Source organism: Roseiflexus sp. RS-1, from assembly GCF_000016665.1.
In the GTDB taxonomy this organism is placed as follows: Bacteria; Chloroflexota; Chloroflexia; order Chloroflexales; family Roseiflexaceae; genus Roseiflexus.
On the sequence record NC_009523.1, the window covers coordinates 4150053 to 4165192 of the forward strand.

General features: G+C 61.6%; 12 protein-coding genes and 1 pseudogene. 7 read left to right on the plus strand and 6 right to left on the minus strand.

Going from position 1 to position 15140, the window contains the following annotated elements; genetic code table 11:
* Window positions 1–28 precede the first annotated feature (28 nt).
* From ROSERS_RS17000 to ROSERS_RS17015, 4 genes are all read left to right on the plus strand, one after another.
* Window positions 29–304, plus strand: coding sequence for an HPr family phosphocarrier protein (locus tag ROSERS_RS17000; protein WP_041333972.1), 276 nt, complete (start codon window positions 29–31; stop codon window positions 302–304).
* Window positions 305–1975 (plus strand): phosphoenolpyruvate--protein phosphotransferase, encoded by a 1671-nt coding sequence (gene ptsP / locus ROSERS_RS17005; RefSeq protein ID WP_011958008.1) that lies wholly within the window; start codon window positions 305–307, stop codon window positions 1973–1975.
* Window positions 1972–4044 carry a serine/threonine-protein kinase gene (locus tag ROSERS_RS17010; protein WP_011958009.1) on the plus strand — a complete coding sequence of 691 codons (2073 nt, stop codon included), beginning with the start codon at window positions 1972–1974 and terminating at the stop codon, window positions 4042–4044. Before ptsP ends, ROSERS_RS17010 begins: the two co-directional genes overlap by 4 nt.
* A gap of 87 nt (window positions 4045–4131) precedes the next feature.
* Window positions 4132–6150 (plus strand): hypothetical protein, encoded by a 2019-nt coding sequence (locus ROSERS_RS17015; RefSeq protein WP_041333974.1) that lies wholly within the window; start codon window positions 4132–4134, stop codon window positions 6148–6150.
* Window positions 6151–6474: 324 nt separating this feature from the next.
* On the opposite strand, the pseudogene ROSERS_RS25195 reads toward ROSERS_RS17015, so the two are convergent.
* Both ROSERS_RS25195 and ROSERS_RS17020 read right to left on the minus strand, forming a co-directional pair.
* Window positions 6475–6618 (minus strand): annotated as a pseudogene (locus ROSERS_RS25195) (type II toxin-antitoxin system PemK/MazF family toxin); the annotation flags it as partial.
* 3 nt (window positions 6619–6621) lie between these two features.
* Window positions 6622–6864 (minus strand): AbrB/MazE/SpoVT family DNA-binding domain-containing protein, encoded by a 243-nt coding sequence (locus ROSERS_RS17020; RefSeq protein ID WP_011958012.1) that lies wholly within the window; start codon window positions 6862–6864, stop codon window positions 6622–6624.
* A gap of 403 nt (window positions 6865–7267) precedes the next feature.
* Here ROSERS_RS17020 and ROSERS_RS17025 point away from each other — a divergent pair, with 403 nt between their 5' ends.
* A complete protein-coding gene (locus ROSERS_RS17025) occupies window positions 7268–8230 on the plus strand; it encodes an IS110-like element ISRfsp2 family transposase (protein WP_011958013.1) in 963 nt (320 codons plus the stop codon).
* Between the two features lie 168 nt (window positions 8231–8398).
* Here the strand turns inward: ROSERS_RS17025 and ROSERS_RS17030 are convergent, their stop codons facing one another.
* Complete coding sequence (locus ROSERS_RS17030) at window positions 8399–10126, minus strand: glycoside hydrolase family 13 protein (RefSeq protein WP_011958014.1); 1728 nt, start codon at window positions 10124–10126, stop codon at window positions 8399–8401.
* Between the two features lie 30 nt (window positions 10127–10156).
* Window positions 10157–10717 carry an HD domain-containing protein gene (locus ROSERS_RS17035; protein WP_011958015.1) on the minus strand — a complete coding sequence of 187 codons (561 nt, stop codon included), beginning with the start codon at window positions 10715–10717 and terminating at the stop codon, window positions 10157–10159.
* A gap of 273 nt (window positions 10718–10990) precedes the next feature.
* On the opposite strand from ROSERS_RS17035, the gene ROSERS_RS17040 reads away from it, so the two are divergent.
* A complete protein-coding gene (locus ROSERS_RS17040; RefSeq protein ID WP_011958016.1) occupies window positions 10991–12328 on the plus strand; it encodes a golvesin C-terminal-like domain-containing protein in 1338 nt (445 codons plus the stop codon).
* Between the two features lie 623 nt (window positions 12329–12951).
* Here the strand turns inward: ROSERS_RS17040 and ROSERS_RS17045 are convergent.
* Window positions 12952–13965, minus strand: coding sequence for a DUF4097 family beta strand repeat-containing protein (locus ROSERS_RS17045; RefSeq protein ID WP_011958017.1), 1014 nt, complete (start codon window positions 13963–13965; stop codon window positions 12952–12954).
* Window positions 13966–14024: 59 nt separating this feature from the next.
* Here ROSERS_RS17045 and ROSERS_RS17050 point away from each other — a divergent pair, with 59 nt between their 5' ends.
* A complete protein-coding gene (locus tag ROSERS_RS17050) occupies window positions 14025–14549 on the plus strand; it encodes an NYN domain-containing protein (protein ID WP_232282647.1) in 525 nt (174 codons plus the stop codon).
* A gap of 50 nt (window positions 14550–14599) precedes the next feature.
* On the opposite strand, the gene ROSERS_RS17055 is transcribed toward ROSERS_RS17050, so the two are convergent.
* On the minus strand, window positions 14600–15076 hold the full coding sequence (locus ROSERS_RS17055; RefSeq protein WP_011958019.1) for a hypothetical protein: 477 nt from the start codon (window positions 15074–15076) through the stop codon (window positions 14600–14602).
* Window positions 15077–15140 lie beyond the last annotated feature (64 nt).

The following is a 15140-nucleotide window of genomic DNA, read 5'->3' on the forward strand; positions in this document are numbered from 1 at the left end:
AGACGGTGGAAGTGCGCTATCAAGGTGTATGGAAGAGCGACTGGTCAGGATACGACATCCGTTAGGACTGCATGCCCGCCCGGCAGCCGACTTCTATCGCAAAACACGCGAATTTCGCAGTCGCATCACGGTGCGTAACGTTACCCGGCGATCTTCGGCTGAACTTCCGGTCAGCCTGTTGAACCTGCTGCAACTCGGCGCTGCTCAGGGGCATCAGATCTTGATCCGCGCCGAGGGTGAGGATGAACGTGAGGCGGTAGCAGCGCTGGCTGCATTACTGGATCAACTCGCAACCGAGGAATAAATGGCGATTTACCTGCGTGGCGCTGGCGGTTCGCCGGGAGTGGCGCTCGGACGGGCGGTGCGTTACCTGCCTGACCATCACGCCTGGCACGTGATCGATGCCGACGTCGATGCGGCGATCAGACGACTCGTTGCTGCTCAGGCAACGGCTGCCGGTCAACTTCGGGCGCTGGCAGCGATCCTGCGCGAAGAGGGACGCCTGGAGGAAGCACGCATCTTCGATGCCCATGCGCTGCTCGTCGAAGATGAGACCCTGACACAGGATGTGGCGCGGCGTATGCGCGAAGGGCACGTCAGCCTGGAACAGGCGCTGACGGTTGCCATCAGCGCGCTGCGCGAAACCATCGAAGCGATTGATGACCCCTACCTGCGCGAACGCTCCAGCGACATCGACAGCGTGCGCCGCGCGATCCTGACCGCACTGCGTGGCGAGGCGCGCCACATGCACGATCTCCCGATTGGCGCGATCCTGGTCGCCAGCGACCTGACCCCCGCCGAGGCGGTCAGCCTGCGCGATGGGCGTGTCGCCGGGTTTGTCACTGCCGAAGGCGGACCGAACAGTCACACGACAATCCTGGCGCGCGCCTTCGGCATCCCGGCAGTCGTCGGTTTGGGCGCCGCAACCCTGGCGATCCCCGATCATGCGCCGCTGGTGCTCGACGGACACGCTGCCCTGGTGATCGTCGATCCTGATACGTTTGAGTGGTCGGCGTATGAACGCCGGGCTTCGGGAACGGTCGCGGCGCGGGTGCAGCGCCATCCCCTGCACGATCAGCCGGGACGCATGGCGAGCGGCGAACTGGTGACGATCTGGGCGAATATCAGCCATCCGCTGGAAGCGCGCATCGCGCTTGAACGGGGCGCGGAGGGGATCGGATTGTTTCGCACCGAGTTTCTGTTCATGGGACGAAACACGCCGCCTGATGAGCAGGAGCAGTACGAAGCGTATCGGACAGTGGTGGAAACCATGAAAGGGCAGGCGGTCATTATTCGCACGCTGGACATCGGCGGCGATAAGCGGGTGGAGTATCTCGAACTGCCGCGTGAACTCAACCCTTCGCTCGGCATTCGCGGGTTGCGCCTCTCCATGCTGCATCCCGATCTGTTCCAGACGCAGATCCGCGCCATGCTCCGGGCGGCGGTTCACGGCGACCTGCGCATCCTGCTCCCTATGGTCACAACCCCCGACGAAGTGACGTGGGCGCGGGCGCAGGTCCGCGCCGCCGCCGAGTCGCTGGCGCGCGATCAGATCCCGCACCGCGCCGATGTGCCGGTCGGCGTTATGATCGAAACGCCGGCTGCGGCGGTGACCGCCGACCTGATCGCGCGTGAGGCGGCATTCTTCAGCATTGGCAGCAACGATCTGGCGCAGTATACGCTCGCTGCCGATCGTACCAGCGCCGATGTTTCGACCCGCTATCCGCAGCACTCCGCTGCGGTGCTGCGACTGATCGCGCAGACTGTCGGCGCTGCGGCGCGCGCCCATCTGCCGGTATGCGTCTGCGGCGAGATTGCCGGCGTCCCGGAACTGGCGTCGCTTCTGGTTGGACTTGGCGTGTTTCAGTTGAGCATGAATCCGGCAAGCATCCCTGGGGTCAAGGAGCGTCTCAGCGAAACCGCTCTGGCGGAAGCGCGCGCCGCAGCACGCTCCGTATTGAATATCTACGTATGAGCACCTTTCCTGAATGGATCGGCAATTACCGCCTGGAACGACAGATCGGCAAAGGCGGGATGAGCCAGGTCTGGCTGGCGCGTCATCGCACCCTGCGCGAACGGCGGGTGGCGATCAAAATCCTGCTGTCGCAGGACGCCGAATGGATCGACCGCTTCACCCGCGAGGCGGAGATCACCAGTCAACTGCGTCACGAACATATCGTGCCGATCTATGACCACGGGTATCAGGCGCCCTTTCACTATACGGTCATGGAGTATGTCGCGGGCGGATCGCTGCGCGACCTGCTCAACCAGTGTGGGCGTTTGCCGCTCGACCAGGCGGCGCATATCTTTCGCTGTGCTGCTGCTGCGCTCGATTATGCCCACGCGCACGGCGTCGTTCACCGCGACATATCGACCGGCAACATTCTTGTCGAAAGCGCCGGTCAACGAGTGCTCCTCTCCGATTTCGGCATCGCCCGCGAATCGGGCAAGGCAGGGATGACGACCATCAACAAAGTGATGGGCACGCCAGGGTTCCTTTCCCCCGAACACGCTGCGTCGGCCACCGCAGTGACCCATCTCTCCGACATCTATAGCCTGGGTGTCGTGTTGTTCATGATGCTCGCTGGCGCCTTGCCGTGGACGTACACGCCTGGTTTGGGCGAAGGTGGCGGACCGTTCGCGCCGCCGATGTCGCTGCGTGATCGCGGGGTTACCGGCGTGCCCGCCGAGGTTGACGATATTATTCGCACCATGCTGGCGCTCGAACCGGCAAAACGGTACCCCGGCGCCCGCGCAGCCGCCGATGCGCTCGACCAGGTGCTGCGGCGTCACTCCAGCACAACCCAGGTTAGCGCTGGCACACCGCCTGCTGCCGCTCCGGTTTCGCCAGCGCCGCCAGAAGCGCCGCACGCTGTTGAAAAGGTGCTGGCGGCTGACCTGATCAAAGCGCCGATGCAGGAAGCGCTCGAGCGGGCGAAAGAACTCAACGATCCCCGCACGATTGCCGGTTTGCTGAATGCGTGGAGCCGGGCGCGACCGCTGGGTCTGCGTCGTCCATCACTGGGGCGCCTGGCGGAGATCCGGCAGACGACGCACCGCAACATCTACTGGTACACCCTGCGCGTCCTGTACGAAACGCGCGAGCCAGCGCAAACCGCAGAAGAACCAGATTATACCTACCACAAGGATCCCAAACTGGAACGTGAACTCGACCGGTGGGAGGTGAAGCTCCCCGCTCCCAGGGGGTTTGAGAATGAAGCGGGGGGCGTGGAGCGCCTCCCCGGTTCGACACGGGTCATTCAGTGCGATACGTGTAAAGGGATCGGACGGACGATCTGCGCGCGGTGCAACGGTCGCCGGCGCATCCCTGCCCCATCCACCTCACCGGCATTGAATGAAGCGCCGGGTGTCGCACAGGCTGCCGTCGCAGCAGACGGACGCAGGCGCCATAACTCCCTGGCTGTATCGACCGAAACGCCAGACGCGGCACAGGCTGCCGTCGCACCCCAACCAGAGGTCGCCGCCGCGCCGACGCTCATTCCGTGCCCCGACTGTCAGGGCACGGGCGGTATTCACTGCACACGCTGCGATGGCGTCAGTCGCCTGATCGTTCACAAAACTTTCCACTGGCTACGCCGGGCGACTCTCCTGACCGCGCACGACGATCTGCCCGGCATCGATGAACAGTGGCTGCAACGCAACTGCCGCAAGCGCGAGGTCTATCGTGAGCAGGCGAGCGAAGGATTTCGCCCCGAATGGCGACTGGTCGCAGAAGTGGATCGTCTGATCAAACAGGCGGAAGAACGCCTGAATTCCGACACGCGCATTATTCTGAGCGAACTGGCGATCAGTTTTATTCCCGTCACCGAAATCGTCTTCGACCTTGACGAATGGACGAAGCCAAAACAGCGCGGGCGCACTGCACAAAAGTGCGAACCGGTACTCTACCGCTGGTATATCTACGGCTTCGAGCGTCTCCTCCCCGATGATCGGCGCTTCCTGAACTGGGATCGGATCGCCGCGCTGACGGCGACCGGACTGACCATCGTACTGGCAGTCGCACTGGCGCTGCTTATGATGTGATAGTGACAGCCAACGCATTTGCTGCTATACTCACCCTGGCGCGATGCCTCGCGCCGAGGCGCCAATGTTCCGGAAAGCGAGAAAACCATGTCCGATCTCCCCATTCGCCGGATGCTGGTCTACCGGCACGGTGTCGGCTATTTTGAACGACGCGGTTCGGTCACCGGCGCCGAACTGCGCCTGACCTTCCCGCGCGCCGCGATGGACGATATTCTCAAAAGCCTGATTGTGCTCGATCTCGGCGCGGGGTATGTGCGCGGCATCGATTTCGAGACGCCGGAAGACCGCGAAGCGCAGATCAAACGCGGTTCGATCCACCTTTCCGACACGCGCAGCCTGCTCGATCTGTTGCGCGACCTGCGCGGGCGACAGGTGCGTTTCTGGATCGACCCTGAGCGCCGCCACGAAGCGCAGGGCGAGGAAACCGTCGAAGGGGCGGTGATCGGCATCGACGTCGATGAGGACGAACCGCTCGACCGCCCGCTGGTCTCGCTGTACATGGCGGAGCAGCGCGAAGTGCGCAGTATACCGGTGAAGCGCATCGCGCGCATGGTGATCCTGGATGATCGCGCTGCGTCGGATATGACCTACTTTCTGCGCGCGGCGCAGAGCGAGGAAGACCGCCGGGCAGCGATTGTGCGCCTCTCTGAGGGTGAGCACGACCTCCTGATCGGATACATCGCGCCTGCACCCGCCTGGCGCGTCAGTTACCGCCTGCTGGCGGAGCCGAAGACTGCTGATGGCGATCCGTCGAACGGGGACGGGCAGAGTGCGGGCGGGCGGGTAACGGTGCTATTGCAGGGGTGGGGAATGTTCGACAATCAACTCGATGAAGACCTGGAGGATGTTGAACTGACCCTGGTGGCAGGCATGCCGGTCTCGTTCCGCTATCGTTTGTACGAACCGCGCACCCCTGAACGCCCACTGGTGCAGGACGATGAGCGCACCGTCGCCGCGCCAATCGAGTTTGCGGCGCAGAGCGCACCGCCCGCCCCCGGCGCCATCAGGGAAAGATTGCGCAGCACGGCATTTCCCGGCGCAGCGGAAAGCAATGTCAGGTCACACTATTCCCTGGACGATCTCGGTCTCAGTCTTGATGAAGTCGAACATTCGGCGCCGTCGGTCGGCATTGGCGAAGAGCGCGGCGCGTTGTTCCAGTACCGCGTGGCGCATCCGATCAGCGTGGCACGCGGACGTTCGGCAATGGCGCCGATTGTCAACCGACGCCTGGACGGGCGCAAGGAACTGCTCTACAACGGTCGCAAACAGCCGCATCACCCCGTCGCCAGTCTGCGGATGTTGAACGAAACCGGACTGACCCTGGAACGCGGTCCAGTGACGGTCGTCGAGCGGGGGGACTACGCTGGCGAAGCGGTACTGCCGTTCACGCGCGCAGGCGCCGAAATGATCGTTGCCTACGCGGTCGAACTCGGCATCAGGATCAGCGAGGAATACCGCACCGAACGCCAGATGGCGGGATTGAGCCTGCATCAGGAGTACCTGCTGTTCGAGGAATGGGACATCCGACGGACGCTGTACCGGGTGACCAGCAGCCTGCCCGATGCCGTCGATATTGTGATCGAACACGACATGCTTCCTGGCTACGACCTGTTCGATACGCCGTCGCCGACGGAACAGGCGCACAACGTCGCGCGCTGGACCGTCCGCTGCCCGCCGGGAGTCGAAACGACCTTTACGGTCAACCAGCGCCACAGGGTGTCGCGCTATGAAGAGGTGCGCAAACTCTCGCAGCGCCAGATTCAGCAATTCTTCGAGGAGACGCACCTGGACAAACAGACCTTCGCGGTGCTTAACCGGTTATTGTCGCTCTACGAGCAGATCGAACGTCACGAAGATGCGCTGAAGGAGATCGAAGCGGAGCGGCAGAAGATCTACGAGCGCCAGAAGCAGACGCAGGCGAACCTGACGCCGCTGGGGCGTGAGGGCAACGAGATGAAACTGCGGCAACGCTACGTGACGCTGCTCAACGAACTGGAAGACCGCCTGAATGAACTGCTCGCCGCCGAAAAGACGGCCAATGATGCGATCAGGCGCCTGCGGAAGGAAATCGAGCAGACGATTGCCGCTGCGTCGGAAAAGAATTAACCACGGATGGACACGGATGCTACGGATGATCACGGATGAATTAGATAATTATCCGTGTCGATCCGTTATATCCGTACCAATCCGTGTTCTATTCCTCATCCATCCTGGGTGCGCGGGCGTCCCCGCCCGCATGCGGCGACTGCACTGCTCCGCGTCCTCCCCATCTCCGCGTGCATCCGAGCGGCTCACGCGGAGGCGCGGCGCTGAGGAGCGCAGCGGACGCAAGCGCCTTGTGCGACACGGCAAATCCGAACAAGGGTCAACGTATCTGAGAACTGCTATAAAGAATTAACCACGGATTTGCACGGATGCTATTGATAATCACGGATAAAATAAAGCCAGCCCAACTTTTTCGTTATACGACTTCGGCGACAAGACCAGAGCAGGTCTATGTCCCGCCTGTTCATGCCCTGCCTGGGGGTTGAACGTAATCCACACAATATCACCGCTATCGGGAACGTATGACATGGGTCACCAGATTTCATTGCCTGTCGCCCGACCTGTCTCGATTTCCGTGTAAAGATTCTCCTGGGTGATCCCTGCCAGCAGTTCCTCCAGTGTCCAATCGGTTGTTGAAACCGGCGTAATGATCATCTGGCTTTTGATAAGGCTTATCTCAACAGACGAGTTGTCTTCCAGACGCATTGCGGCGGCGACGGTTGCTGGTATTCGCAGAGCAAGACTGTCGCCCCATTTTTGAACTTTGGTGAGCATCGAGTCGCCTCCTGGATAGCTGCCTGGCGTTCAGCGATTGAAATCGCCTCTGGAAGGCTTTTCGCCGGGCGTCCACCTGCGTGGACGCTGCCACGGCGACCGCCTATGCGGTCGCCCGGCGCGAAGCGTCCTCTTCGGCGCGGTCTCTCAGATACGTTGACCCCCGTCTGTGCCTGCCGCGTCGCGCGAGACGACCACTTCCGCTGCGCTCCCCATCTCCGCGCCTTTGCGCCTAGTATAATCTAACGGGACACGGTATACCGTTCTGCGCCAGGTTCACGAGATCGCCGCGGAGTGTTGGGTAGCCGTGTCCTTCAACGCGACCAAGCCGAACAGTTATCTGGGCCCTCAAACCCGCATATGCTAGCAAGGCTGGCGCCGTTTTCCTCAGGAGGTTCTGTGTATGGCTTCCCGTGAGTCGCTCTTTATCGGCATTGATGTCTCCAAACAGACGCTGGATGTGGCGTTTGGCGCCGACCCGCACGCGCCACGCGAGACGATACCGTCTACCGACGAAGGTGTCCAGCTCCTGGTCACGCGACTCCAGCGCCTGCAGCCGACCCTGATTGTGCTGGAGGCGACCGGCGGGCTGGAGCGCATGGTGTTCGCCCAACTGCTCCAGGCTGGCGTGCCGACGGCGCGGGTGCAGCCACGCCGCGTGCGCGCCCTGGCGCACGCGGAAGGACGCCAGGCGAAGACCGACCGCCTGGATGCCCGGTTGCTCGCCCGCTTTGCCGAACGGGTGCGCCCGCCGCACCACCAAGCGACGGACGAGCAGCGCGCATCCTTGCGCGACCTGCTGGTCCGGCGGGAGCAGGTGATTCAGATGCGGACGGCTGAGATCAATCGGTTGACGGCTGCCGCGCCGAACCTCCGCCCGGGCATCCAGCAGCATATTGATTGGCTGGATCAGGAGATCCGTGCGCTTGAGCAGGAACGCGACAACGAGGCGGAGCGCACCGACGAGGTGCGCCGGAAACGGGAGCTGCGCGAAAGCGTGCCCGGCATCGGCGCGATCACCGCACGGAACCTGCTGCTCCGCCTGCCCGAACTGGGGACCATCAATCGCAAGGAAGCGGCGGCCGTTGTGGGCGTTGCGCCGTATGCCAATCAGAGCGGCGCACAGCACAAACCCCGGCATAGCTCCGGCGGCAGGAGGGATGTGCGCAGCGTGTTGTACATGGCGACCCTGGCGGCCACGCGGCGCCGTCTGGTCAGGCGCGCCTTCGATCAGCGCCTGTGTCAAGCTGGCAAGCCGCGCAAGGTCGCCATCGTCGCTGCGATGCGCAAGCTGCTGACTATTCTCGGCGCAATATTGCGTCAGCAAAAGCCCTGGGATCCGGCTGTGCATACGAGCGCCCCTTGACAAGCAACACAGTTACTCCGCGTGAGCCGGTCTGATGCACGCGGAGACGCGGAGAACGCGGAGAGATGTCGCACGGCGATGGCGCGTTCAACTCTGTCCAACAAGACCAATCTTTGTGAGAACCGCTATAATCCGCGCCGATCCGTCACATCCGCACTCATCCGCGTGCTATTCCCAATCTGTCCCAATCCGTATCACCTCGCCGATGTATGCCTCGAACGGCGCCAGGGTCAGGCGCTCCGGATGTTCGTCGCGGGTCGGGCGGGGGTGGCTTGAAAAGAGTGTGCGCAAACGGGCGCCGTTCAGATCGAAGCCGGTTGTGACCGGCTCCGGCGAGAAGTTGAGCACAACCAGGCAGCGCTGATCCGGCGTTGTGCGTAGAAACGCCAGATAGCGATCCTCGTCAGGATGGAGCGGCGCATAGTCGCCCGCCAGCAATGCCGGTATCGCCTGGCGCGCACCGATCAGGCGGCGGTAGTAGTTGAGCAGCGAATCCGGGTTCTGTTCCTGATCGGCAACATTCACGCCCTGCGCGTAGTTGGGGTTGACCGGCAACCAGGTTGCCACGCCCGGCGGACTGAATCCAGCATTCGGCGCATTCGCCCACTGGAACGGCGTGCGACAGCGGTCACGGCTGATCGCTGCTGCCATCTTCATTGCCTCAGCGGGATCGATGCCATCGCCGACCGCCAGGTGATACAGATTGACCGCCTGATTGTCGCGCAACTGTTCAAACCGTTCGAGCAACAGATCGGTCATGCCGATCTCTTCGCCGTTGTAGAGCACCGGCGTGCCCTTCAGCGTCAGCAGCATCGCCGCGTGCAGACGGGCAAGCGCCGCATCGTTCACCCCATCGCCGTATGACGTCCACATGCGCCCGACATCGTGATTCCCCAATGTGTTGCAGGGCCAGGCGCCGGGGGGCAACGCTGCCAGACGTTCCGCCTGATTGGCACGCACCCATGCTGGCGTCAACCGATTGGTGCGCATAAGCGGAAAATTGAACACCAGGTGCAGTTCATCACTGCCGTTGCCGTAGTATGCAATGTCGTCCCCTTCGCCGATCAGCACCCGATTTCCTGGATATTCGTCCACCAATGCGCGCAATTCTTTCATCAACTCGTGCAACCCTGGTTGCTGCACCTGATACCGAAACATCAGCGCAAACTGCTCCCAGAGTTCTTTCGTCTCTTCCGGCGGACGGTTTTCGCGCCAGATGCGCAGCATCTCAACCTGCGACAACCGCGATTCGTGCGGGGTGAGCGCGGGGTCCTCAAAGATGGTGTCGATCGCATCGAGACGAAAACCGTCCACTCCCATATCGAGCCAGAAACGAATCGCCTGCCACATCGCCCGCTTCACATCCGGGTTGCGCCAGTTCAGGTCGGGTTGTTCCTTGAAGAAAAAGTGGTAGTAGTACTGTCCGGTCGTCTCATCGAATGTCCAGGCAGAACCGCCGAACGCCGAATACCAGTTATTCGGCGGACCGCCGTCAGGTGCAGGGTCGCGCCAGATATACCAGTCGCGCTTCGGGTTATCCCGGCTCGACCGCGACTCCCTGAACCAGGGATGCTCCACGGACGTATGGTTGAGCACCAGATCGAGCAGCACCCGCATACCGCGCGCGTGGGCGCCGTCGAGAAAACGCCGGAAATCATCAAGCGTTCCGTATTCAGGCGCGACGCCGGTATAGTCCGAGATGTCGTAGCCACAGTCCGCATTCGGGGAAGGATAGTGCGGCGAGAGCCAGAGCGCCCCGACCCCCAGATCGCGCAGGTAGTCGAGTCTGTCGATCATGCCCGCAAAGTCGCCGATGCCGTCGCCATTACCGTCGGCGAAACTGCGCGGATAGATCTGGTAGAACACTGCCGTCTGCCACCATGTGAGCGATTGCATAAACGTTTCCTCCGTTGGTTCCCGGAACGTTCAACCGTTGCGCTGCGCCGCGAGCCGGTCGACGAATGCCATCAGGACGGGAAATTCTTCCAGCCCTGCCGTGGCATCGATCCAGAACTCGTCCAGCAGACGATTGCCAGCGCGTTCGTATGCCAGCGCCTGCACCAGCGTCTCGACGCGATCCAGCGCTTTGACCAGGCGCGCCTCGCGGGTTGCGCCGGCGGCGTACTCCTCCCACAGCCGGATCAGGTGATCGCCGCCGGGGATCGGGGTGCATAGTTCGACCAGCGCGCGGCGCTCGGCGTCACGCTTCACCGCCTCGCCAATCAGACGACGCGCCGAAAACGGCAGATCGCCGATCAGCGCCTCAGCAATGTCGTGCACGAGCGCCATCGCCAGCACCCGTTCGCGATCCACCGAGTCGTCCGCAGCAGTGAATATCAGCGCCAGCGCCGCCAGCCCGAAACTATGCTCCGCGACGCTCTCGGCATTGGCTATGCCGCGCTGAAGCCATCCAACGCGCGGCAGCAACTTGAGCGCCACAATCTGTTCAGCCAGTCGGGCGTATGCCAGAATGTTCCGGTCGGTCATCTCATCACGCCTTTCGTTGCAGAGCGTCCCATTATGGCGCGATACGCCGGATGCGTCAACCCATAACGCTAACTTGACAATTTCGAGATGTTGGCTACAATCGCGCCCTATATCGTGTCGTGAACGGCACGCCACACGTTCTCGTGAACGAATTCGTATCGTGCCAGGCTTTGCGCTGCACCTGCACTCATCTGGAGTGACAGGCTGGCTGTCGCTGTGTCTTTGCGCAGCCACTTTCAACAGTGCAGAGCCGTTTGAACAACAGGAGCACAGATGGTATCAGCACAACGCCTGGCGATTATTGCGGCGCTTGTAGCGATCTTCACCCCGTTCTTGACTACCACTCAGGCGTATGCTGAAGAGGCGCCGTCGCCTTCCCCTCCAGATGCGCTCAGCGTCACCTCGCCCATCGCACCGACCTACCGCATCTTCGCCACACGTCAGGGGCGCGTTGGTCGTCGCACTGCGAATGGGCACATCATCAAACCACGTGACCGATTCGTTGCGCTACCATCGTGGGGGGTCCTTTCGAGTCGCAACGGTTATGAGTATCAGGTGCGCGTGACCTACCGTGATCGGAGTGTCGTGCTGCCGGTGTGGGATGTGGGACCCTGGAATACGCACGATGATTACTGGTCGCCGGATCGACGCTACAGCGACCTTCCGCCGGGGCTGCCGATGGCGCAGGCGGCCCGTCAGCAGGGGTACAACAATGGACGCGATGAGTTCGGGCGTCGCATTCGCCAGCCGACCGGCATCGACATCGCCGATGGCGCGTTTTGGGACGATCTCGGCATGACCGACAGCGATTGGGTTGAAGTAACGTTCTTGTGGCTGGGCGCCGACCCGTTTGTTGCGACCGGCGATCGGACGGCTGCTGATCGTGCCGTCATCGAGCCGGACGCAATCGTGGTTGACGATGCTGCCGAGGGGTACGTCGCAGTCGATGGTCGAAACTGGCAAAGCGCCGATTGTGGCATTGGCGGCAGTCATGCCTGGAGCTACGATACGCCGGGCGCCACGGCGCGTTCGCGACATCGCGCCGTCTGGACGCCTCCGCTTCCAGGCGAAGGTTTCTATGAGGCGCTGGCGTTCATTCCGGCATGCGGTCCCACACCAACCGAACAGGCACGCTACACCGTCACACACAACGGCGCAGTGTCGGAAGTTGTCATCAATCAGGCGGCTGCGTCCGGCGGGTGGGTTTCACTCGGGGTTTTCCACATGGGACCGGGCAGTTCGGTGATGTTGACGAATCAGACCGAAAGTGACGGACGCGCAGTGCACTTCGACGCAATCAAATGGCGCCCGCGCAACGATGTGCACCCTCCAGAGGCTGCGGTTGTCGAGGCGGCGTCGCTCCCCGAGGGCGGCATCCGGGTGCGCTGGGACGGTGAGGACGACGTCAGCGGCATTGCATCGTTCGATGTGCAGGTGCGACGTCTGCCGGATGGCGACTGGATCGACTGGCTCGTTCAGACGACGGAGCACGAAGCGGTGTTTGTTCCGCCCGAACGGGGCGTGTACGCCTTCCGCGCCCGCGCCCGCGACTGGACCGGCAAAGAGTCGCCCTGGCCCGATCTGGATGATCTTCAGATCACAATGCCGTAGGCGCCGCATCATAGCATACGGATTGGCACGGATGGGGAAGAGAACACGGATCGGCACGGATAAGCACGGATATGACGGATCAGCACGGATTAATTTATTATAATCTTATAGCGGTTCTCACAAAGTTTGAACCTGTTGGACGAGGTTGAACACTCCCGGTAATTGCACACCACACGCGGTGACCGAAATAAATTTCGGTCTACACTCCGCCGGATGCGGGCGCCTCGCGCGACACGGCGGATAGGAACAGGGGAAGAGAATACGGATCGGCACGAATAAGCACGGATATGACGGATCAGCACGGATAATTTATTATAATCTTATAGCGGTTCTCACAAAGTTTGAACCTGTTGGACGAGGTTGAACACTCCCGGTAATTGCACACCACACGCGGTGACCGAAATAAATTTCGGTCTACACTCCGCCGGATGCGGGCGCCTCGCGCGACACGGCGGATAGGAACAAAGGTCAATGTGTTTGAAAACTGCTATAATCCGTGGTTATCCGTAGCATCCGTGTTTATCCGTGGTTAACTCAAAGAGCCATCCGTGGTTCATTTCAAAGCAGCAGACACAGAGAGCGATAGATGAACAAAGCTGCGCGCCCGTTGCCTCAGGCGCGCCTCATCTCTCCTGCCTGATACGCACGTCCCCGCTGGTCGTGGTGATATTCACCGCATGCGCTCCATCACCCAGAGTGGCGCTCCATTCGCTCCGCACCCCTCCGCCACGCAACCCTGGCGCATCAATATCGCCGCTGATTGTCTGAATGGATAACCGGAAGCCAGTATCAGCCGGAAGGTCCAGTTGCACATCGCCCGACACACTGGACAGATTCAGATCGACGGAAAGAGCGCCAGCGCCGCTGATCCGCCCGCTGGTGGTGTTCACGTTAACCGGACCCTCAACAACGTCGCGGATACTGATGTCGCCAGAAATGCTTGTTGCCTCCAGCGGACCTCTGACGCCGCTCAGGTTCACGTCACCGCTGGTCGTCGCAACTCTGGCGCGCGGAACCCGCCCGTTGCGCAGGGTTACATCGCCACTGACAGTTTTGACCGCCAACGCCCCGCCAATAGCATCAAGACGCACATCGCCGCTGGTCGTTTCAATCGTCACATCGCCGTCAATCGCCTCGATCTGCACATCGCCGCTCGCCGTGGTCACGCGAATGTCCGCCGTGGTCGGCGCCGTGATCTGGTAGCGCAACCCGCCGCAAAAGAACAGGCAACTGGTACGGTGCGCCACACGCACCGTTTCGTCATCGACGCGTACCGACACATCGATAGCGCCGGTTGACCAACCCACCCGCTCCGCCTGAACGCGAAACTCTGGTCGATCCCAGCGTAGAATGGTCACATCGGCGCTGACGGCATCGATCTCGATCCGGCGTCCGCCGACCGTCTGATCGACCAGAAGCGCACCACCGGGCGTCACCGGTATCAGATCACCGGCAAATCGCACCAGCAGCCAGGCTATTCCGAGCGTCAGCAGTACCAGACCAACAAGCGACGCACTGCGACGCTGCGACGAAGCAGGTTGTCGATCATAGATCTCACCAGGCAGACGCGACGAAGGGGTATCTCTTGACGACGGGAGAGGTTCCGTTGTATAACGCTCACGGTTCTGCTCTTCCATAATCTATCCTCCAGGTTTGTCAGTGCTCATGTGCTACGACGCCCCTGGAGACAGCCAGGTTGCAGAACCCATTCGCGAGGTCTGCCGTGCCGCTGCTGATCGATGGACACAACCTGATTGCGCAGATGCCGGGACTACGCCTGTCCGACATTGACGATGAAGCGCAACTGGTCATGCTGCTGCGACGCTACGCTGCAGCACGACGAGGAAGGAGCATCACCGTTGTGTTCGACCACGGCGTCTACGGTCACTCGCAACGCCTCGACGGATATGGCGTCACCTGCTCTTTTGCGCGGTCACCGCACGACGCGGACACGCAACTGATCCGCCGGATCACAACCATTGCACGCCCGCATGAGTGGACGGTCGTCACCTCGGATCGTCAGGTGGCGCAGGCGGCGGCAGCGCGCGGCATCAAGGTGATCGATTCGCGCACCTTCGCTCAAACCTTGCAGCAACTGACAACCCCCGCCCCTCGTCAATCATCGGCGGGCGCCGACAAGCCGGAGCGCCTGCCGGATCAGTCGGAAGTTGATGAATGGTTGCGTCTATTCGGAGAAGAGGAACAGGATAACCCCGCATAAGCGAGCGGAAGGCGGCGCACCTGCATCTGCGCCACCCTGCGCTCTACCATCTATGGCTCACAGCGAACAACTGTTTGCTTCGTATCCGTATGGTAGGTGTAAAGATCGCTCCCAACAATGAGCGTCACCCGGTACCCCGGCGTCATAACCTGGGGATATGTCATGCCGGGCTGTGGACAACCCAGACTGGTATCGCTCCAGTATGTCGGATCGGCACTCACTACCTGGATCTGATCCACCCCGATTTCCAGTTCTTCAGCCAGTTTTTGACGCGCCAGCTCACTCATTGCCTTCATCGTCGCTTCATTGATCTCACTCGTCGGCTCAGGAGTCGGTTGTCCTGGCGCCGGATACGAGCTGTTCGGTGCAGGATACGGCGTAGTGACAGGTGCCGTCGGCATTTCAATCACTGCAACCGTCGGTTCAATGGTCGGCAGCGCTGTTGGTTGCGTCACCGTCGGCGCGGGACCGCATGCCGCCAGCGCCAGTACTGCGCCAAAACCCAGCGATCTGATCAACTTGCGCATTGGTTCCTCCCTGGTACAATGACAACGACAGGTGTTCCTGAATAATTCGCTCCCGTTGCGCGTA

Bases quoted from the DNA above. Each gene is read 5' to 3' on its own strand.
- ROSERS_RS17000 (WP_041333972.1), top strand. From the start codon at position 29: ATGGAAGAGCGACTGGTCAGGATACGACATCCGTTAGGACTGCATGCC.
- ptsP (WP_011958008.1), top strand. From the start codon at position 305: ATGGCGATTTACCTGCGTGGCGCTGGCGGTTCGCCGGGAGTGGCGCTC.
- ROSERS_RS17010 (WP_011958009.1), top strand. From the start codon at position 1,972: ATGAGCACCTTTCCTGAATGGATCGGCAATTACCGCCTGGAACGACAG.
- ROSERS_RS17015 (WP_041333974.1), top strand. From the start codon at position 4,132: ATGTCCGATCTCCCCATTCGCCGGATGCTGGTCTACCGGCACGGTGTC.
- ROSERS_RS17020 (WP_011958012.1), bottom strand. From the start codon at position 6,864: ATGCTCACCAAAGTTCAAAAATGGGGCGACAGTCTTGCTCTGCGAATA.
- ROSERS_RS17025 (WP_011958013.1), top strand. From the start codon at position 7,268: ATGGCTTCCCGTGAGTCGCTCTTTATCGGCATTGATGTCTCCAAACAG.
- ROSERS_RS17030 (WP_011958014.1), bottom strand. From the start codon at position 10,126: ATGCAATCGCTCACATGGTGGCAGACGGCAGTGTTCTACCAGATCTAT.
- ROSERS_RS17035 (WP_011958015.1), bottom strand. From the start codon at position 10,717: ATGACCGACCGGAACATTCTGGCATACGCCCGACTGGCTGAACAGATT.
- ROSERS_RS17040 (WP_011958016.1), top strand. From the start codon at position 10,991: ATGGTATCAGCACAACGCCTGGCGATTATTGCGGCGCTTGTAGCGATC.
- ROSERS_RS17045 (WP_011958017.1), bottom strand. From the start codon at position 13,965: ATGGAAGAGCAGAACCGTGAGCGTTATACAACGGAACCTCTCCCGTCG.
- ROSERS_RS17055 (WP_011958019.1), bottom strand. From the start codon at position 15,076: ATGCGCAAGTTGATCAGATCGCTGGGTTTTGGCGCAGTACTGGCGCTG.